This window comes from Pseudomonas sp. BN102, from assembly GCF_029871245.1.
Lineage (GTDB): Bacteria > Pseudomonadota > Gammaproteobacteria > Pseudomonadales > Pseudomonadaceae > Metapseudomonas.
Genome location: NZ_SSON01000067.1, coordinates 103,066 through 121,535 on the forward strand (window position 1 = coordinate 103,066; position 18,470 = coordinate 121,535).

At 65.5% G+C, this 18,470-nt stretch carries 19 protein-coding genes; 9 read left to right on the forward strand and 10 right to left on the reverse strand.

From position 1 onward, the window contains the following. The first annotated feature begins 101 nt into the window (after window positions 1-101). The 5 genes from E8F12_RS15000 to E8F12_RS15020 all read left to right on the forward strand — a co-directional run bounded on the left by E8F12_RS15000 (window position 102) and on the right by E8F12_RS15020 (window position 4,984). Complete coding sequence (locus E8F12_RS15000) at window positions 102-1,205, forward strand: extracellular solute-binding protein (RefSeq protein ID WP_280326044.1); 1,104 nt, start codon at window positions 102-104, stop codon at window positions 1,203-1,205. Between the two features lie 95 nt (window positions 1,206-1,300). After that, window positions 1,301-2,209 (forward strand): ABC transporter permease, encoded by a 909-nt coding sequence (locus E8F12_RS15005; RefSeq protein WP_280326045.1) that lies wholly within the window; start codon window positions 1,301-1,303, stop codon window positions 2,207-2,209. Continuing rightward, window positions 2,206-3,051, forward strand: a complete 846-nt coding sequence (locus tag E8F12_RS15010) for an ABC transporter permease (RefSeq protein ID WP_280326046.1) — start codon at window positions 2,206-2,208, stop codon at window positions 3,049-3,051. Before E8F12_RS15005 ends, E8F12_RS15010 begins: the two co-directional genes overlap by 4 nt. 13 nt (window positions 3,052-3,064) lie before the next feature. Beyond that, window positions 3,065-4,120 carry an ABC transporter ATP-binding protein gene (locus E8F12_RS15015; protein ID WP_280326047.1) on the forward strand — a complete coding sequence of 352 codons (1,056 nt, stop codon included), beginning with the start codon at window positions 3,065-3,067 and terminating at the stop codon, window positions 4,118-4,120. An 81-nt stretch (window positions 4,121-4,201) separates the two neighbouring features. Then, on the forward strand, window positions 4,202-4,984 hold the full coding sequence (locus E8F12_RS15020; RefSeq protein ID WP_280326048.1) for an SDR family oxidoreductase: 783 nt from the start codon (window positions 4,202-4,204) through the stop codon (window positions 4,982-4,984). 120 nt (window positions 4,985-5,104) lie between these two features. On the opposite strand, the gene E8F12_RS15025 is transcribed toward E8F12_RS15020, so the two are convergent. From E8F12_RS15025 to E8F12_RS15050, 6 genes are all read right to left on the reverse strand, one after another. After that, window positions 5,105-6,718: an FMN-binding glutamate synthase family protein gene (locus E8F12_RS15025; protein ID WP_280326049.1), complete on the reverse strand. Its 1,614-nt coding sequence runs from the start codon at window positions 6,716-6,718 to the stop codon at window positions 5,105-5,107. A gap of 369 nt (window positions 6,719-7,087) precedes the next feature. Continuing rightward, window positions 7,088-7,789, reverse strand: a complete 702-nt coding sequence (locus tag E8F12_RS15030; RefSeq protein WP_280326050.1) for an ATP-binding cassette domain-containing protein — start codon at window positions 7,787-7,789, stop codon at window positions 7,088-7,090. A 3-nt stretch (window positions 7,790-7,792) separates the two neighbouring features. Then, on the reverse strand, window positions 7,793-8,560 hold the full coding sequence (gene livG, locus E8F12_RS15035; protein WP_280326051.1) for a high-affinity branched-chain amino acid ABC transporter ATP-binding protein LivG: 768 nt from the start codon (window positions 8,558-8,560) through the stop codon (window positions 7,793-7,795). Then, window positions 8,557-9,813, reverse strand: coding sequence for a high-affinity branched-chain amino acid ABC transporter permease LivM (locus tag E8F12_RS15040; protein ID WP_280326052.1), 1,257 nt, complete (start codon window positions 9,811-9,813; stop codon window positions 8,557-8,559). The genes livG and E8F12_RS15040 overlap by 4 nt, the downstream gene beginning before the upstream one ends. Beyond that, window positions 9,810-10,733, reverse strand: coding sequence for a high-affinity branched-chain amino acid ABC transporter permease LivH (livH, locus tag E8F12_RS15045; RefSeq protein ID WP_280326053.1), 924 nt, complete (start codon window positions 10,731-10,733; stop codon window positions 9,810-9,812). The genes E8F12_RS15040 and livH overlap by 4 nt, the downstream gene beginning before the upstream one ends. Before the next feature lie 115 nt (window positions 10,734-10,848). Further along, window positions 10,849-11,970, reverse strand: coding sequence for a branched-chain amino acid ABC transporter substrate-binding protein (locus tag E8F12_RS15050; RefSeq protein WP_280326054.1), 1,122 nt, complete (start codon window positions 11,968-11,970; stop codon window positions 10,849-10,851). Window positions 11,971-12,272: 302 nt separating this feature from the next. On the opposite strand from E8F12_RS15050, the gene E8F12_RS15055 reads away from it, so the two are divergent. Together E8F12_RS15055 and E8F12_RS15060 are read left to right on the forward strand one after the other, a co-directional pair. Next, window positions 12,273-12,590, forward strand: coding sequence for a DUF2288 domain-containing protein (locus tag E8F12_RS15055; RefSeq protein WP_280286856.1), 318 nt, complete (start codon window positions 12,273-12,275; stop codon window positions 12,588-12,590). Between the two features lie 147 nt (window positions 12,591-12,737). Next, the gene (locus E8F12_RS15060) at window positions 12,738-13,106 is read left to right on the forward strand and encodes a DUF5064 family protein (RefSeq protein ID WP_280326055.1); all 369 of its coding nucleotides are present in this window, start codon (window positions 12,738-12,740) and stop codon (window positions 13,104-13,106) included. A 251-nt stretch (window positions 13,107-13,357) separates the two neighbouring features. Here E8F12_RS15060 and phnE read toward each other — a convergent pair whose 3' ends face one another. From phnE to E8F12_RS15080, 4 genes are read right to left on the reverse strand one after another with little or no spacing between them, the layout of a single operon-like run. Beyond that, window positions 13,358-14,125 carry a phosphonate ABC transporter, permease protein PhnE gene (gene phnE / locus E8F12_RS15065; protein ID WP_280326056.1) on the reverse strand — a complete coding sequence of 256 codons (768 nt, stop codon included), beginning with the start codon at window positions 14,123-14,125 and terminating at the stop codon, window positions 13,358-13,360. Then, a complete protein-coding gene (locus tag E8F12_RS15070) occupies window positions 14,122-14,949 on the reverse strand; it encodes an ABC transporter permease (protein WP_280291164.1) in 828 nt (275 codons plus the stop codon). The genes phnE and E8F12_RS15070 overlap by 4 nt, the downstream gene beginning before the upstream one ends. Further along, on the reverse strand, window positions 14,943-15,749 hold the full coding sequence (locus E8F12_RS15075; RefSeq protein ID WP_280326057.1) for an ATP-binding cassette domain-containing protein: 807 nt from the start codon (window positions 15,747-15,749) through the stop codon (window positions 14,943-14,945). The genes E8F12_RS15070 and E8F12_RS15075 overlap by 7 nt, the downstream gene beginning before the upstream one ends. Continuing rightward, window positions 15,746-16,597 (reverse strand): putative selenate ABC transporter substrate-binding protein, encoded by an 852-nt coding sequence (locus E8F12_RS15080; RefSeq protein WP_280326058.1) that lies wholly within the window; start codon window positions 16,595-16,597, stop codon window positions 15,746-15,748. The genes E8F12_RS15075 and E8F12_RS15080 overlap by 4 nt, the downstream gene beginning before the upstream one ends. 125 nt (window positions 16,598-16,722) lie before the next feature. On the opposite strand from E8F12_RS15080, the gene E8F12_RS15085 reads away from it, so the two are divergent. Both E8F12_RS15085 and E8F12_RS15090 read left to right on the forward strand, forming a co-directional pair. Continuing rightward, window positions 16,723-17,610: an NAD(P)-dependent oxidoreductase gene (locus E8F12_RS15085; protein WP_280326059.1), complete on the forward strand. Its 888-nt coding sequence runs from the start codon at window positions 16,723-16,725 to the stop codon at window positions 17,608-17,610. Next, window positions 17,610-18,395, forward strand: coding sequence for a TIM barrel protein (locus tag E8F12_RS15090; protein ID WP_280326060.1), 786 nt, complete (start codon window positions 17,610-17,612; stop codon window positions 18,393-18,395). Before E8F12_RS15085 ends, E8F12_RS15090 begins: the two co-directional genes overlap by 1 nt. Window positions 18,396-18,470 lie beyond the last annotated feature (75 nt).

Below are 18,470 nucleotides of genomic sequence, written 5' to 3' on the forward strand. Positions count from 1 at the left end.
GATGACGAATTTTCGATTGTTGCTCCCCCCGGTGCGCCGCAGGATGACCGCGCCGGGCACTTCGCTGCCGCAGCTCCATACAAGAACAAGAGGAGTCCTCAATGGGCGAGCATGATCTGAGCAGAAGAAATTTCATCAAGACGGTAGGTGTCGCTTCGGTGGCGGCCGCCACTCTGTCGATGCCTTTCATCCGGGCCAGCGCCAGCGATACGCGGTTCCAGGGCAAGACCCTGCGCCTGCTGACCTGGTCGGACGACACCGGGCTGGCGGCGCTGCGCAACATCGCGGCCACCTTCGAGGCCAAGACCGGCGCCAAGGTGATCGCCGACCGCACCGGCAGCACCTCGGAAATGGTCGCCAAGCTGAAGGCCGGTGGTGACCGCCCGCAGTACGACATCATCACCCTCGCCGGGGTGGGCGCCGAAGGACTGGCCAGCGCCGGCCTGCTGGAAAAGCCCGACCTCAACCGCATTCCCAACCTCAAGGACGTGCCCGCCCAGTACCAGACCGGCGCCAACGGCCACGGCATCGGCTACCTGCTGTGGTGCAACAGCCTGGTCTACAACACCCGCACCGTGAAGGACGTGCCGGACAGCTACGCCGCGCTCTGGGACCCGGCCTACGAAGGCCGCCTTTTCCTGCCGCCGCCGAACTGGACCGAGGCCATGGACCTGATCATCATCGCCGCCAAGCTGGCCGGTGGTGACGTGCACAACATCGAGCCCGGCTTCAAGAAGCTGGAAGAGCTGAAGGACCGCGTGATGACCCTGGGGGAAAACCCCAACCAGATCGCCGAGCTGTTCCGCACCAACTCGCTGGACATGGGCGGCCTCTACGCCCCGGCCTTCTTCCCCAAGCAGATCCGCGACCCCGCCTACAGCCTGGGCGCCACCTTCGGCATGAAGGAAGGCTTCTACACCGACCTGATGCTCTCGGTCATGCCCAAGCACCGTCCAGGCGATACCGACCTGGCCTACGCCTTCCTCGACCATTCGTTGGACCCGCTGGTGCAGGGCAAGATGGCCGAGGACATCTACAACGGTCCGGTCAATGCCAAGGCGATCATCTCCGCCGAGGCGCGCAAGAGCCCCTTCATCCTCACGCCGGAGCAGATCGCGGAGAAGGCGATCATGCACGACAACGCTTTCCTCGCCACGGTCCACGACCAGTGGATTCGCCGCTACACGGAAATCTTCTCTTCCTGATGCAGCCACGGCGCCTGCCGTGATTCGCGCTGGGCGGTTGGTCTGCGGCCGCCCGCCCCGGTGCGAGGTTTCCCAGTTCTGACGAGACGAGCGATATGGAACACATTGATCTGACCCAACCGGTCGGCGAGGCGCCCCTGCGCCCGGCCAGGGCGGTGACCCCCACGGCGCGGGCCTGGCTCTTCCTCACCCCGTCGATGCTTTTCCTGGCCGTGCTGGTGGCCGCCAGCCTGCTGGTGCTGCGCATGAGCATCGGCGAGAAGGGCGCCGAGTGGAGCGGCTTCAGCCTGGCCAGCTATGCCCAGCTGGCCGAGCCCTACTACCTGAAATCCCTGCTGCTGACCTTGCGCCTGGCCTTCTTCAGCGCGCTGATTGCGGTGGCCCTGGCGATTCCGGTGGGCTATTGCATGTCGCGCTTGCAGTCGCCCTTCCTGCGCCGGGTATTCCTGGCCGCCGTGCTGTTGCCGCTGCTGGTCAACCTGCTGCTGCAGAGCTACGGCTGGCTGGTGATCCTCGGTCCTGCGGGCATGCTCAACCAGGCCCTGATGGGGCTTGGGCTGATCGACCGGCCGGTGATGTTGCTCTACAACCAGACCGGCGTGCTGTTGGGCCTGGTGCAGACGGCCTTCCCCCTGGCAGTGTTGCCGATCGCCAGTGCCATGCGCGGCGTGGCACGCAGCTATGAGGAGGCGGCCGCCACCCTGGGCGCCAGCCGCTTGCAGGTGTTCCGCCAGGTGGTGCTGCCGATGAGCCTGCCGGGCATTTTCACCGGCGCCACCCTGGTGTTCGCCTACAACGCCAGCAGCTTCGTGGTGCCGCTGCTGCTCGGTGGCCGACGCGTGCCGATGCTGGCGGTGATGGTGCATGACCAGATCGCCCCGCTGATGAACTGGCCCGCGGCCTCCGCCGCCGGCGTGGTGCTGATCGTCACTACCCTGGCGATCATGGCCTTTTCCGAATACGTCACCGGCCGTCGCCGCCGCATGCTGGAGGCTTCGCAATGAGCAATCCCTTCCGTTCCCACGCGGCACTGCCGGGGGAAACCGGCCGCTTTGCGATGATCCTCTCTGGGGTGATCCTGCTGCTGGCGGTGCTGCCGATCCTGACCATGATCGTGATGTCCTTCAGCGGCGCCTCGAACCTCGATTTCCCGCCGTCGAGCTTCAGCCTGCAGTGGTACGAGGCGGCCTGGCGCACCTTCGTTTCGCCGGATGCCAGCGATGTGCTGAGCCTGGGCCAGGCGCTGGGCACCAGCCTGCTGGTGTCCTGCCTGACCATGCTGCTGGCGACCCTGGTGGCGGTGCCGGCGTCCTATGCGCTGACCCGTTGCGAGTTCCGCGGCAAGGCGGTGGCGCTGCAACTGATGTCGCTGCCGCTGGTGTTCCCCATGGTGGTGCTGGGCCTGGCGCTGTTGCTGGTGTTCGACAGCCTGCCGTTCCACATGGACACCTCGCGGCTGGTGATCGCCCACGTGATCCTGGCGCTGCCCTTCGTGGTGAAGAACTGCACGGCGGCCATGGTTTCCATCGGTACCGAGGTGGAGGAGGCCGCGCAGATGCTCGGCGCATCGCCGACGAGGGCGATCCTGGATGTGGTGGTGCCGCTGATGCGCTCGGGCATCCTGGCCGGGATGCTGCTGGCCTTCATCGTCTCGTTCAACGAGTTCACCGTGACCTACTTCCTCTACAACATCGATGTGATGACCGTGCCGATCTGGATGTACAGCCGCACCGTGTCGTCCCTCGATCCCACCGTATTTTCCTTTGCCGTGCTGATCGTGCTGATCGACTTCGCCCTGATCTGGGCGCTGGAGAAGCTGGTCGGCGATGGCGGCGTGTCCTTCTGATTCGAGGTGAAGCATGTCTGGACTGATTCTGCAAAAAGTCGAAAAACGCTACGGCTCCATCTGCGCCGTGACCGACGTCAACCTGCATCTGCCGGAGGGCAAGCTGGTGTGCTTCCTCGGCCCTTCGGGTTGCGGCAAGACCACCCTGCTGCGGATGATCGCCGGCCTGGAGAGCCTGAGCTCCGGGCAGATCCTCCTGGATGGCAAGAACATCAGCTACACCCCGGCGCACCAGCGCAACTTCGGCATGGTGTTCCAATCCCTGGCGCTGTTCCCGCACATGACGGTGGGCGAGAACATTGCCTACCCGCTGCGCCTGCGCAACGTGGGCAAGGCCGAGCAGCAGGCGCGGGTGGCCGAGTTGCTGCAGTTGATCCAGCTGCAGGAAATGGTCGACCGGCCGGTGTCGCGGCTTTCCGGCGGGCAGCGCCAACGCGTGGCCATCGCCCGCGCCATCGCTTCGCACCCCAAGTTGCTGCTGCTGGACGAACCGTTGTCGGCGCTGGACGCCAAGCTGCGCGAATCGATGCAGATCGAGATCCGCCAGCTGCAGCAGCGCCTGAACATCACCACCATCATGGTCACCCACGACCAGCGCGAGGCCATGACCATGGCCGACATAGTGGTGGTGCTGGGCGAGCACCGGGTGCAGCAGGTGGGCACGCCGATCGAGATCTACCGCAACCCGGCCAACGAGTTCGTCGCCGACTTCATCGGCACCGGCAATATCTTCCCAGCTACCGCCCTGGGTAGCGGCCGCGTCGGCCTGCCTGGCGGTGCGTCGATCCAGGCACCGATCTGCTCCAGCATCCAGGCCGGCAAGCCGATCAAGTTGCTGGTGCGTCCGGAGGACCTGCAGCTGTCCGCGCCCCATACCGGCGGCACCAACAGCGTGCCGGGCACGGTGACTTTCGTGCGGGATATCGGCGCCACCATCGAAACCACGGTGGAGTGCTCCGGCGTTTCCCTCACCGCGCTGACCACGCCCAGCCAGGATATCGGCCTGGCGATCGGCAACCCGGTGTCGGTGACCATTCCGGAACATGCCTGCCGGGTGCTCTCGGCGTGACGAAGAAGGGCCGATTGCAGATTGGCCTTCTCCCCCGCCAGGCGCACACTGGCGGGTGAACCTGGAAATGGAGTGCTGAACATGGACCTTCAACTTGAAAACCGCAGTGCGCTGGTATGCGGCGGCAGCTCCGGGTTGGGCTTCGGCGTGGCCGAAGCGCTGGCCAGGGAAGGTGCGCGGGTCTGCCTGCTGGCGCGCAACCTGTCGAAGCTGGACCTGGCGGTGGAGCGCATCCGCAAGGATGGCGGCGAAGCCCAGGCGGTGGCGGTGGACCTGAACGACCTGGGTGCCGTGGACATGGCCATCGAACAGGTGGTGGCGGCCATCGGCGCGCCGGACATTCTTGTCGCGAACAACGGTGGGCCGCCGCCGATCAACGCGGTGGACTTCGACCCGCAGCTCTGGCACCGCCAGCTGGATGCCATGCTGCTGAGCAGCATGGCGCTGGTAAACGCCTTCCTGCCCGGCATGCGCCAGCGGCGCTTCGGCCGCATCCTGATGATTTCCTCCACTAGCGTGGTGGAACCGATTCCCGGCCTGGTGCTGTCCAGCGCCTTGCGCGCGGCCCTGGCCAACTGGGCCAAGACCCTCTCGGCCGAAGTGGCCGCCGATGGGGTGACGGTGAACACCCTGATGCCCGGCTCGTTCTGGACCGAGCGCACCGAGACCCTGACGTTGCGCGCCGCTGAACGCAGCGGCACGCCGGTGGCGAGCCTGATGGCCAAGGAGCAGGCGGCGATTCCGGTGGGGCGCTACGGCGCGACCGAGGAGTTCGGCGCGGTGGCGGCCTTTCTGGCGAGCCCGCTGGCGAGTTATGTCACCGGGGCGTTGATACCGGTTGATGGTGGGGTGTTGAAGGGTTGAACTCGGTAGGGCAGCCCTGCGGGCTGCTCAGCGAATGAATTCGCCCCCACAGGAAAAGCGCGTGCTGCTCTTGTGGGGGCGATTTCAATCGCCAAGGGCCGCGCAGCGGCCCCGGATCATTCACCACACGCACGACGGCTCGAAGCTGTCCGCCCGCGCCATTACCCACATGCGTTCGTAGAAGTCCGCCTCGATCTTTTCCTTGAGCAGGTCGCCCGGCTTGAGGAAGACGTGAATCTGGGAAAAGAGGCGGATCTCCTTGTCCGACACACGTCGCACCACGTGGCGCGGTTCAAGCTGGTTGGGGTGTTCCAGGCCTGCGGCGGCGAGCATTTCCGCCAGCGCCTTGAGGGTGTTGCGGTGGAACATCTGCACCCGTTGGGCCTTGTCCGGCACCACCAGGGCGCGCTGGCGCAGTTTGTCCTGGGTGGCGACACCGGTCGGGCACTTGTTGGTGTGGCAGCTCTGGGACTGGATGCAGCCGATGGCGAACATGAAGCCGCGCGCGGAGTTGGCCCAGTCGGCGCCTATGGCCAGTACGCTGGCGATGTCGAAGGCGCTGATGATCTTGCCGCTGGCGCCGAGCTTGATCTTGTCCCGCAGGTTCAGGCCCACCAGGGTGTTGTGCACGAACAGCAAGCCTTCGCGCAGTGGCACGCCGATATGGTCGGTGAATTCCAGGGGCGCCGCGCCGGTGCCGCCTTCCTTGCCGTCGACGACGATGAAGTCGGGGAGGATGCCGGTCTCCAGCATGGCCTTGGCGATGCCCATGAACTCCCAGGGGTGGCCCAGGCAGAACTTGAAGCCCACCGGCTTGCCGCCGGACAGCTCTCGCAGCCTGGCGATGAACTGCAGCATCTCGATGGGCGTGGAGAAGGCGCTGTGCCGCGAGGGGGAGATGCAGTCCTCGCCCATGGGCACGCCACGGGTGAGGGAGATTTCTTCGGTGACCTTGTGCTTGGGCAGGATGCCGCCGTGGCCGGGTTTGGCACCCTGGCTGAGTTTGATTTCGATCATCCGCACCTGCGGGCTGCGCGCCTGGGTGGCGAAGCGTTCTGGGTCGAACTGGCCGTCGCTGGTGCGGCAACCGAAGTAGCCGCTGCCCAGTTCCCAGACCAGATCGCCGCCGTTCTCGCGGTGGTAGGGGCTGATGCTGCCTTCGCCGGTGTCGTGATAGAAGTTGCCCAGCTTGGCGCCGCGGTTCAGCGCGCGGATGGCGTTGGCGCTGAGGGAGCCGAAGCTCATGGCCGAGATGTTGAACACCGAGGCCGAGTAGGGCTGGCTGCACTGCGGCCCGCCTACCACCACGCGGAAGCTGGACGGGTCGCTGAGCGGCGCCGGGCGCATGGAGTGGCCGATGAATTCGTAGCCGGCCCGGTAGACGTCGATCAGGGTGCCGAAGGGCTTGTCGCCGCCCTCGTTCTTGGCCCGTGCGTAGACCAGCGAGCGCTGGGCGCGGGAGAAAGGCAGGCGGTCGTCGTCGGCTTCCAGCAGGTACTGGCGGATTTCCGGGCGGATGCCTTCCACCAGATAGCGGATATTGCCGAGGATCGGGTAGTTGCGCCGCACCGCGTGGGGCGCCTGCAGCAGGTCGAAGATACCCAGCAGGCTCAGCGCTCCGGCTAGCAGGGTGAAGGGCCAGACCCAGTCATGGTCGGTGAAGGGCAGGCTGAACAGGGTGAACAGCACGCAGAAGGCGAAGAAGGCGTAACGGCTCAGCAGCGAAAGGCTCATGCGGACTCCTTGATTGCAGGTACCGGCATAGGGTAGTGCCTGTGCGCAGGAATTGCCTTGCGATGGCTCAACGACGGGGGTAGGACCTGGAATTGGCGAGAGGGAAGGGGGCCGCTTCGCGCCCCTTGGCGAATGAATTCGCCCCTACAGGAATAGGCGGCCTGGCCCATGGCGTGGTGCCGATGCCGGCAATGTCCGGTGCGCATGGCGCACCCTACGGTGGACCGTGCGACGTGAGGGGTTAGATCGTAGGGTGCGCCGTGCGCACCAAGGTAGTCGGGGATTCGCGAATGATTCCATTCCCCAAAAAAGGGCGCTGCCGCAAAAGAAAACGGCCCGCGAGGGGCCGTTTCTTGTGGGGCAGGGCGCTTAACCGCCGAGGTAGGCGTCGCGCACCTTAGGGTCGTTGAGCAGGTCCTCGCCGGTGCCCTGCATGACGATCCGTCCGTTCTCCAGCACGTAGCCGCGGTCGGCCAGCTTGAGCGCCTGGTTGGCGTTCTGCTCCACCAGGAACACGGTCACGCCGTCCCTGCGCAGCTGTTCGATGATGTCGAAGATCTGCTGGATGATGATGGGCGCAAGACCCAGAGACGGTTCGTCGAGCAGCAGCAGCTTGGGCTTGCTCATCAGCGCGCGGCCGATGGCGAGCATCTGCTGTTCGCCGCCGGACATGGTGCCGGCGCGCTGCTCGAAACGTTCCTTCAGGCGCGGGAACAGGTGCAGCACCTTGTCCATCTGCTCCTGGTAGTCGCCCTTGTCGGTGAAGAAGCCGCCCATGGCCAGGTTCTCTTCGACGGTCAGGCGGGAGAACACGCGACGGCCTTCCGGCACGACGGCGATGCTCTTGCGCATGATGTCGCAGGACTCCTGGCCCACCAGCTCGTCGCCCTCATAGCGAATGCTGCCGCTGGCCGCCCGCGGCGAGCCGCAGAGGGTCATCAGCAGGGTCGACTTGCCGGCGCCGTTGGCACCGATGAGGGTGACGATCTCGCCTTTCTTGACATCCATGCTGACGCCGTGCAGCGCCTGGATCTTGCCGTAGAAGGTGGAAACCTTGTCGAAACTAAGCATGGCTCAGGCCTCCCCCAGATAGGCTTTGATCACTTCGGGGTTGCTGCGGATCTGCTCCGGCGTGCCGTCGGCCAGGGGAGTGCCCTGGTTGATCACATAGATATGGTCGGAAATGCTCATTACCAGCTTCATGTCGTGCTCGATCAGCAGCACGGTCACGTTGTGCTCGTTGCGCAGCATGGCGATCAGCGCTTTGAGATCGTCGGTTTCGCGCGGGTTGAGACCGGCGGCCGGTTCGTCGAGCATGAGGATGCGCGGGCGCGTCATCATGCAGCGGGCAATCTCCAGACGGCGCTGCTGACCATAGGCCAGGGTGCCGGCGGGACGGTTGGCGAAGTCGGTGAGGTTGACCTTCTCCAGCCAGTGGGCGGCGTAGTCCATGGCCTCGCGCTCGCTCTTGCGGAAGCCCGGGGTCTTCAGCAGGCCGGCGAGGAAGTTGGTGTTGAGGTGGCGATGCTGGGCGACCAGCAGGTTTTCCACCGCAGTCATTTCCTTGAACAGACGGACGTTCTGGAAGGTCCGGACCACGCCGCGGTGAGCGATCTTGTGGCCGGGCAGGGCCTCGATCTGCTCGCCATCCAGGCGGATGCTGCCCGAGGTCGGCTGGTAGAAACCGGTCAGGCAGTTGAACACGGTGGTCTTGCCGGCGCCGTTCGGGCCGATCATGGAGACCACTTGCTTTTCATGCACGGTCAGCCCCACCCCGTTGACGGCCAGCAGGCCGCCGAAGCGCATGGAGAGACCGCTTACTTCCAGGATCGCGCGGCTCATTGTTTCAGCTCCAGGTGGGGACGTTGCATCGGCATCAGGCCCTGCGGACGCCAGATCATCATCAGCACCATCAGGGCGCCGAACATCAGCATGCGGTACTCGCTGAACTCACGCATGAGTTCGGGCAGCAAGATCATCACGACTGCAGCGAGGATCACACCCAACTGGGAGCCCAGGCCACCCAGCACGACGATGGCGAGGATGGTCGCCGACTCGATGAAGGTGAAGGACTCGGGAGTCACCAGGCCCTGGCGCGCGGCGAAGAAGCTGCCGGCAAAACCCGCGAAGCAGGCGCCCAGGGTGAAGGCGGAGAGCTTGATGATGGTCGGGTTGAGACCCAGCGCGCGGCAGGCGATCTCGTCTTCGCGCAGGGCTTCCCAGGCGCGGCCCAGCGGCATGCGCAGCAGGCGGTTGATCACGAACAGGGCGAGCAGGGCCAGCAGCAGGGCGACCAGGTAGAGGAAGACCACCTTGTTTACCGAGTTGTAGGCGATGCCGAAATACTCGTGGAAGGTCTGCATGCCTTCTTCGGCGCGGCGCTCGAAGGTCAAACCGAACAGGGTCGGCTTGTCGATGTTGCTGATGCCGTTGGGGCCGCCGGTGAGCCAGGTGAGGTTACGCAGCAGGATGCGGATGATCTCGCCGAAGCCCAGGGTCACGATGGCCAGGTAGTCCCCGCGCAGGCGCAGCACCGGGAAGCCGAGGATGAAGCCGAAGAAGGCCGCCATCAGGCCGGCGATCGGCAGACAGATCCAGAAACCCAGGCCGTAGTAGTGCGAGAGCAGGGCGTAGCTGTAGGCGCCGACGGCGTAGAAGCCGACGTAACCCAGGTCCAGCAGGCCCGCCAGGCCGACCACGATGTTCAGGCCGAGGCCGAGCAGCACGTAGATCAGGATCAGGGTGGCGATGTCCACCGCCCCACGCGAACCGAAGAACGGCCAGACCAGGGCGACCACGATCAGCCCCATCACGGCCCAGCGCTGGGTCGAGGGCAGGGTGAGGAAGTGGCTGGTCTTGCTCGACAGGTGCGGCACTTTGGGCGCACCGGCCCAGGCATTGCTAACCTGCTCACGGAACATCTGCCAGATGAACATGGCCACGGCGCAGGCTGCGATGGCCAGCAGAGTGGGGGTGTTGGCGCCGGTGACCACCAGGCCCACGCCGACCACGCTGAGTTTCAGGCCGAGCACGGGGTAGGCGACGGCCAGCACCAGGAGGGCGCTGAAGAACGCCGTTTTGAGTCGAGTGTTCATACCTTCTCCACCTCCGGACGGCCAAGGATGCCGGTCGGCCGGAACAACAGGACCAGAACCAGCAGGCTGAAGGCCACGACGTCCTTGTACTGGTCGCCGAAGACGTCGGCGCCGAAGGCTTCGGCTACGCCCAGCACCAGGCCGCCGAGCATGGCGCCCGGAATGCTGCCGATGCCGCCGAGCACGGCCGCGGTGAAGGCCTTGATACCGGCGAGGAAGCCGATATGCGGGTTGATCACGCCGTATTGCATGCCCAGCAGCACCGCGGCCACGGCGGCCAGGGTGGCGCCGATGACGAAGGTCAGGGCGATGATGTTGTTGGTGTTGATGCCCAGCAGGTTCGCCATCCGGATATCTTCGGCGCAGGCGCGGCAGGCACGGCCCAGGCGCGAGCGGGAGATGAACAGGGTGAGGCCGTACATGACCAGGAAGGTGACGACGAAGATGAGGATCTGCATATAGGAGATCACGACGCCGTTCATGCTGCTTTCACCCAGGATGAAGTTCCCCGGGATCAGGTTGGGGATAGCCTTGTCCTTGGAGTCCTGGGTCAGCAGTACTTCGTTTTGCAGGAAGATCGACATGCCGATCGCGGAGATCAGCGGGATCAGACGGTTGCTGCCGCGAAGGGGACGATAGGCGACCCGCTCGATGCTGTAACCGTATGCGCTTGCAACGATGATGCTCGCGGCGAAGGCCGCGACTATGACGATCGGCAGGCTTTCCAGACCGAGCATGGTAAGCCCGGCGATTACGATGAAGGCTACGTACGAGCCAAGCATGTAAACCTCGCCGTGGGCGAAGTTGATCATGCCGATGATGCCGTAGACCATGGTGTAGCCGATGGCGATCAGGGCATAAGTGCTGCCAACGGTCAGCCCGTTAACCAGCTGTTGCAGATAGTGGTAGAGATCAGGCATTCCCTAACTCCTCGGGCATCACGAAAAGCGGCGCTTGTGGCGCAGCGGAGCCCGTAAAACACGGATAAACAAAGCCCACTGCGCGAGCAGTGGGCTTTGCGTTCAGGCGGGAAGCTTATTTAGCTTCGGTCTTGGTGCCGTCCTTGTGCCACTCGTACACCACGAAGCTGAAGTCCTTCAGATCGCCCTTCTCGTCGAAGGCCAGGTTGCCGGTCGGGGTGGGGAAGGTGTTGGCGCGCAGGGCCGCAGCGACCTTGGCGGTGTCGTCTTCGCCGGCTTTCTTGATGCCTTCGGCGATGACTTGCACAGCGGCGTAGGCCGGGAACACGAACGGACCGGTCGGGTCTTCGTTCTTGGCCTTGAAGGCGTCTACCAGGGCCTGGTTCTTCGGATCCTGGTCGAAGGACTTCGGCAGGGTTACCAGCAGGCCTTCGGAAGCCGGGCCAGCGATGGCGGAGAGCTCTTTGTTGCCCACGCCTTCCGGACCCATGAAGCGAACTTTCAGGCCTTTCTCAGCCGACTGGCGCAGCAGCAGGCCGAGTTCCGGGTGGTAGCCGCCGTAGTAGACGAAGTCCACGCCGCTCTGCTTGATCTTGGCGACGATGGTGGAGAAGTCCTTGTCGCCGGCGTTGATGCCTTCGAACAGCGGCACCTTGACGCCCTTGCCTTCCAGGGTCTGCTTCACGGCAGTGGCGATGCCTTCGCCGTACTGCTGCTTGTCGTGGATGACCGCTACGCTTTTCGGCTTGACGTGGTCAGCGATGAAGTTGCCGGCGGTCGGGCCTTGCAGGCTGTCCAGGCCGATGGTGCGGAAGACCAGCTGGTAGCCACGGGAGGTGATGTCCGGGCTGGTGGAAGCTGCGGTGATCATCAGGATGCCTTCGTCTTCATAGATGTCGGACGCGGGCTGGGTGGAGCTGGAGCAGAGGTGGCCAACCACGTAGTGAATACCGTCGTTGACGATCTTGTTGGCTACGGCAACGGCCTGTTTCGGGTCGCACGCGTCGTCGTAGACCACGCCTTCGAGCTGAGAGCCGTTCACCCCGCCGGCCTTGTTGATCTGCTCGATCGCCATCTTGGCGCCGATGAACTGCATCTCGCCGTACTGGGCAACCGCACCGGTCACCGGGCCGGCCAGGGCGATCTTGATGGTGTCGGCCGCTACGGAATAGCTGGCGACACCGGCGAGAGCCATGGCGGCGAACAGTTTGGAAATCTGCTTGGTAGCCTTATTCATAGTGCTCCACTCTTGTGTTTTTCATTGTTGTTGTCCTGTTTGCCGAAGCTACGGGACAGGGAATTGCACCCCGCCAACACCCCCCGGCAACTGTACCGGAACAGTGTAGATTGCCGGTTTGCGGCTTGAAAAGTCGGGTTTTGATGGCGGAATGATCTTGTGTCGCTAAATCGAAACAAACGTACAGAAATACGGCGTGTCTCGGGCGTGGCAGGTGTCGTCGAGCCGGGCTTGTCTGAATGTTGACCGACGCTATCATTGCGCCCCCAATCCCTTTGTTACCAACCAACACGAAACAGGCCATGAACGATAACGCTAGCACCCTCTATGCCAAGCTGCTCGGCGAAACCGCCGCTATTTCCTGGGAGGAGCTGCAGCCCTTCTTCGCCCGTGGCGCCCTGCTCTGGGTGGACGGCGCTGCCGACCTGGTGGGCGTGGCACTGGCCGTGGCCGAGGACGACAAGGCCCAGGTCGCGGCCCTGCTGGCAGCCGGAACGCTCGGCAAGGTTGAGGAGGATCGCGCCCAGGACCTGCTGGCCCGCGACCCGAAACTCTGGGCGGTGGTGGTGGCGCCCTGGGTGCTGATCCAGGAGCGGGACGAGGCGCCTACCCGACATTGAAAGCGGCGTTCCAGAGCGGCAGGGAACTGATCCAGGTGCGTGCCGCCGGTCCGGGCTGGCACTGATCCGGGGCAACGGCAAAGGCGGTGGGGCGAGCTAGACTGAATCCACCTTCTTTTACGTTGTTCATCAACAGGGAGCGCCATCATGTTCGAGCCAGGCCATGTACATCGGGCCAATGTGCCCGGAATTCCGGGGCAGCAGGAATTCTCCATCGACCTTTATTACCAGGCCCGCCCAGACGCCAAGGAAGGGACCATGCTGCACTTCCGCATGGTGGGCGAGATCGGCGGCAAGCATTTCGAAGAGGAATTCGAGATGCACCGTGATACGGCGTTCAACTTCGCCGCGGTGGTTTCCAAGGTCGCCGTGAAAAACGGGCTTAACGCCAATCAGACGCTGATCATGCGCAACCACAAGGAATACGACCTGATCTTCGAAGACATCCGTCGCGTACTCGGCGCCAAGCCGGGTGAGTCGGTCAACCTCGACCATCTGGAAAAGGACGGTCTCTGACCGTTTTCCTGCCCAAGCCACTCAGCTTGGGCTTTTCCTGTGGGGGCGAATTCATTCGCCAAGGGCAGCAACGCTGCCCCCGGGACATCCGATGGGCAGACCTTCGGCCTGCTCAGCGATTGAAATTGCCCCCACAGGCCAGCCGCTGAAAATTGGGTGCGCCGCACGCACCAGCCGTTTCGACCGGATGAAATCCAGCCCGGACCTCAGGTTTCTCGGTGCGCATGGCGCACCCTACCGTTGAGTTCGCTCTACGCGCTGACCCAGCGCTGGCGCATCCAGCCGCTCAGGGCATCCACTGCCAGGACCAGGACCAGCATCGCCAGGATCACGCTGGCCGCCTGGGCTTCCTGGAACAGGCTGAGGCTCATGTAGAGCATCTGCCCCAGCCCACCCGCGCCGACGAAGCCAAGCACGCTGGCCATGCGGATGTTGTTTTCCCAGCGATAGAGCATGTAGGCGACCAGTTGCGGCCAGACTGCTGGCAGAGTGCCGTAGCAGAAGGCGGCGACCCGTCCGCCGCCGTTGAGGCGGATGGCTTCGGCCGGTTCGGCCGGGGTGTTTTCCAGGGCTTCGGCGAACAGCCGGCCCAGCACGCCGGCTGTGTGCAGCGCCAGGGCCAGGGTGCCGGCGTTGGGGCCGAGGCCGGCGGCCAGCACCATCAGGGCTGCCCAGACCAGTTCCGGCACCGCGCGCAGGGCATTGAGCAGCAGGCGCGCCGCGCCTTGCGCGAGGCTACCGAAACGGCCGGCGGCGGGCAGGGCGAAGAACAGCCCCAGCAACGCCGCCAGCAAGGTGCCGAGGGCCGACATGGCCAAGGTTTCCAGGGCGCCGCGGGCGATGGCCTGCAGATGTGGTGCGGACAGGTCGGGCTTGAAGAAGCGCGCCGCGTAGCTGCCCATCTGCTGCAGGCTGTCGCCACTGACCAGGGCGCCGAGGTCGATTCCCAGCCCTATGAAGGAAACGAGCACCGCCACCAGCAGGACCAGCAGCAGGAGGAGATTGCCCAGGCGATTCACGTGAACCTCCAGCGCAGCAGCCGGCTGAGCTGGTCGGCCAGCAGCACCAGGGCGAGGAAGGTCAGCAACATGCTGGCCACTTCGCCGCCGGCGAACATGCGCATGGACAGGTCCATCTGCTGGCCCAGGCCGCCGGCGCCGACGAAGCCCATCACCACCGAGGCGCGCACCGCGCATTCCCAGCGGTAGACGGTGTAGGAAATCATTTCCGCCGCCGCGCTGGGCAGCACGCCGTAGGCGAACGCCGCCAGGCGCGGGCTGCCGGCAGCGAGCAGGGCGCGGGAGGGGCGTGGGTCCACGGATTCGAAGATTTCCGCATAGACCTTGCCGAGCATGCCGCTGTAGGTGATGGCGATGGCCAGCACCCCGGCGGTCGGGCCCAGGCCCACGGCGCGGACGAAGAGCAGCGCCCAGACGATCTCCGGCACGCTGCGCAGGAATATCAGCAGGCCGCGCACCGGCCAGCGCAGGGCCTGGGCCCACCAGGCCGGTCGGCCGCCACGGTGCAGGGCGGTCAGCGACAGCGCACGGCTGGCCCAGAGCGACGCAGGCAAGGCGATCAACAGTGCCAGGCTCATGCCGGCGGTGGCGATGGCGAGGGTTTCCAGGGTCGCCCGCCACAACAATTGGAGGAATTCCTCGCCATGTTCGGGCGGCCAGAAGCCCGAGAGGAACTGGCCCATGGTGTGGACGTTGCCCGGGTCCAGCAGCACCGCCGGGTTCAGTTCGCTCAGCTCCAGGCCAGGCCAGAGCAGCGCCACGGCGAGCAGGGTGAGCAGCAGCCGGGGCAGGGCCGCAGGGTCGCGTGGAGCGGTGGTCAGCATCGTGGAATGTGCAGCGCGGGGGCCGGGATGGGCGGCGAACTGGGGGCGCTGCCGCGCAATTGTTCGTTGGCATAGAGGGCGTCGAGGTCGGCCTGGCTGACGTCGTCCCGCCGGCGGTCGAAGGCGATGTGCCCATCGCGTACCCCGACTATGCGCGGAAAGTGTTCCAGCGCCAGTTCTACCGCGTGCAGGCTGGCCAGCAGGGTGACGCCGCGGCGACTGGCGTCGGCGCAGAGCACGCCGAGGGTGTGGTCGGCGAGCACCGGGTCCATGGCGGAAACCGGCTCGTCGGCCAGGATCAGTTCCGGTGCCTGGTAGAGCACGCGGGCGATGCCGACTCGTTGCAGCTGGCCGCCGGAAAGCTGGTCGCAGCGTTCGAAGAGCTTGTCAGCCAGGTCCAGCCGCGCCAGGGCGGCAGCGGCACCGGCGCTGTCCAGCGGGTGCAGCAGGCTGAGCAGCCCCTTGGCCAGGGGCCACTGGCCAAGCTTGCCGGCGAGCACGGCCGTGACCACCCGCTGGCGCGGTGGCAGCGGCGGGGCCTGGTGGATCAGGCCGATGCGCGCACGGAGGCGCTGGCGGGCGCCGGCGGAGAGCGACCAGGGCGCCGCGCCGAGCAGCTCGAGCTGCCCGGCGGCGGGTTTCAGGTTGGTGGCGAGCAGGCGCAGCAGACTGGTCTTGCCGGCGCCCGAGGGGCCGATGATGGCGACCCGTTCGCCGTTGCCGACGACGAGATCGATACCTCGGAGCGCAGGCTGACCGTTGGCGTGGACCAGGTCCACGCCTTGCAGCGACAGGCTCACTTCAACAGGCCGGCCGAGCGTGCGGCTTCCTCGATGCCCACATAGTTCTCGGGTTTGGTCGGAATGAAGCGGGAGGCGGCCTGCAGGTCGAGGATCGCCTTGTGCTCCGGGTTGGCCGGGTCGAGGGCGAGGAAGGCCTGCTTGATCTTCTCGGCCAGGGCCGGGTCCAGGGTGCCGCGCACGGTCCAGTTGTAGTCGTAGTAGGGAGGGGTGGTGGCGAAGACCTTCACCTTATTGGTGTCGACCTTGCCGGCGTCCACCAGCTTCTGCCAGACGCTGGCGTTGAGCACGCCGCCGTCCACCTTGCCGGCCTGGACCCAGGCCACGGTGGCGTCGTGGGCACCGGAGTAGGCAACGCGGGAGAAATACTGCTCGGGGACTATGCCGTCCTTCTGCATGAAGTAGCGTGGCATCAGGCTGCCGGAGGTGGACGATACCGAGCCGAAGGCGAAGGTCTTGCCCTTGAGGTCCTGCAGGGATTTCACCGCCGGGTCGGCGCTGATGAACTTGCTGGTGAACTTCTCGTCCTGCTCACGCTGCACCAGGGGAATCGCGTTGCCAGTCTTCAGGCGCGTCTGCACGAAGGTGAAACCACCGAGCCAGGCCATGTCGAGGCGATCGGCCGCGAGGGATTCGACCACGGCGGCATAGTCGGCCACGGGCACGAATTCCACCTTCATGCCCAGCTGCTTTTCCAGGTAGGCGCCGAGAGGCTTGAACTTGCGCAGCAGTTCGGTCGGTGCCTCGTCGGGGATGGCAGAGACCTTGAGGGTGTCGGCGGCTTGGGAAATGACGGCGGAAAACGATAGAGCGATGCCGGCCACGACGGCCAGGGAGCGTTTGAACATGGGATTCTCCGGTTCAATAGCGGAAAAGGCAGGCGGATTATAGTTATCGGGCGGCTGCTTGGTAGCTTCACGTGGCTGACCAGGCAGTTAAGATGTGCGTTTCGCCAACTGCATGGAGTTTTGGCATGACCACCCCCCTGCCTTCCATCGCCTTCGCCGGCATCGGCCTGATGGGCCTGCCGATGACCTGCCGCCTGCTGGCCGCCGGCTTTCCGCTGACCGTCTGGAACCGTTCCCCGGAGAAGTGTGCGCCGCTACTGGAGCAGGGCGCCCGCCAGGTGCGGACACCGGCCGAGCTCTGCGCCGAGGCGGATATCGTCATGCTCTGCCTGGCCGACACCCGCGTGGTGCGCAAGGTGGTGTTCGGCGAGGGCGGCATAATCGAGGGCGCCCGGCCCGGCCAGTTGCTGGTGGATTTCTCCAGCCTGGAGCCGGCGGCCACCCGCGAGATGGCCGCCGAACTGGAAGCCCGCACCGGCATGCGCTGGATGGATGCACCGGTGTCCGGCGGCACCCCCGGTGCCGAAGCCGGGACCCTGGCAATCATGGCCGGCGGTCATGAAGACGATGTCGAGCGGGTGCGGCCCATCCTCGCCCACCTCGGCCAGCGCGTGACCCGCATGGGCGGTGTCGGCGCTGGGCAGGTGACCAAGGTGTGCAACCAGATGATCGTCGCCTGCAATGCCCTGGTGATCGCCGAGGTGGTGGCCCTGGCGGAGAAGGCCGGGGTGGACGCCAGCCTGATCGCTCCGGCCCTGGCCGGCGGTTTCGCCGACTCCAAGCCGCTGCAGATACTCGCGCCGCAGATGGCCGAGAGCCGCTTCGAGCCGATCAAATGGCACGTGCGCACCCTGCTCAAGGATCTGGACACCGCGGTGCGCCTGTCCCGCGAGCATGATTCAGCCACGCCGGTCAGCGCCCTGGCGGCACAATTGATGCGCCTGCATGGCAGCCAGGGCAACCTGGAGCGCGATCCGGCTACGCTGGTGGAAATGTATCGGGAGAATCATTGATGAAGATCGCCGCCAACCTGTCCCTGCTGTTCACCGACCGCCCGTTGATCGAGCGCGTCATCGCTGCCCGCGTCGCCGGCTTCGACGGCGTCGAGGTGCAGTTTCCCTACGAGTTGCCGGCGATCCGCATGAAGGAAGTGCTGGAGGCGGCCGGCTTGCCGCTGATCCTGATCAACCTGCCGGCCGGCGACCTGATGGAAGGCGGCCCTGGCCTGGCCGCGGTGCCGGAGCGCCAGGAGCAGTTCGACGATGCCCTGGAGCAGGCGTTGAGCTATGCCGCCATGACCCGGCCGCGCTTCGTCAACGTCCTGGCCGGGCGCCAGGCCGTCGGCGTCAGCCGCGACCGCGCCCTGGCCTGCCTGGCGGCCAACCTGCACAAGGCGGCCGAGGCCTTCGCCGTACTGCGCATCGGCGTGGTCTGCGAGGCGATCAACCCACTGGACATGCCGGGCTTCCTGGTCAACACCCCCGAGCAGCTGGACATGCTGCTGCGCGACGTCGACCACCCCAACCTCCAGGCCCAGTACGACCTTTATCACATGGCCCGCCAGGGCGTGGACCTGGCAGCGGGCATCCGCCTGCTGTCCGGCCGCATCGGCCATGTTCAATTCGCCGACAGCCCGGGGCGCGGCGAGCCGGGCAGCGGCAGCACCGATTTCGGCCCGGCCCTGCGTGCCTTGCAGGACGCCGGCTACCCTGGCTGGTTGGGCGCCGAATACAAACCCACCGGCGTCACCGCCGACAGCCTCGGCTGGCTGCCGGAGTGGAAGGCGCGCCTGGCCTGAGCCGGTGCGGACACAATTTGTAGGGGCGAATTCATTCGCCAAGGGCCGAGCAGCCGCCCTGGCGGACTTTCAGGG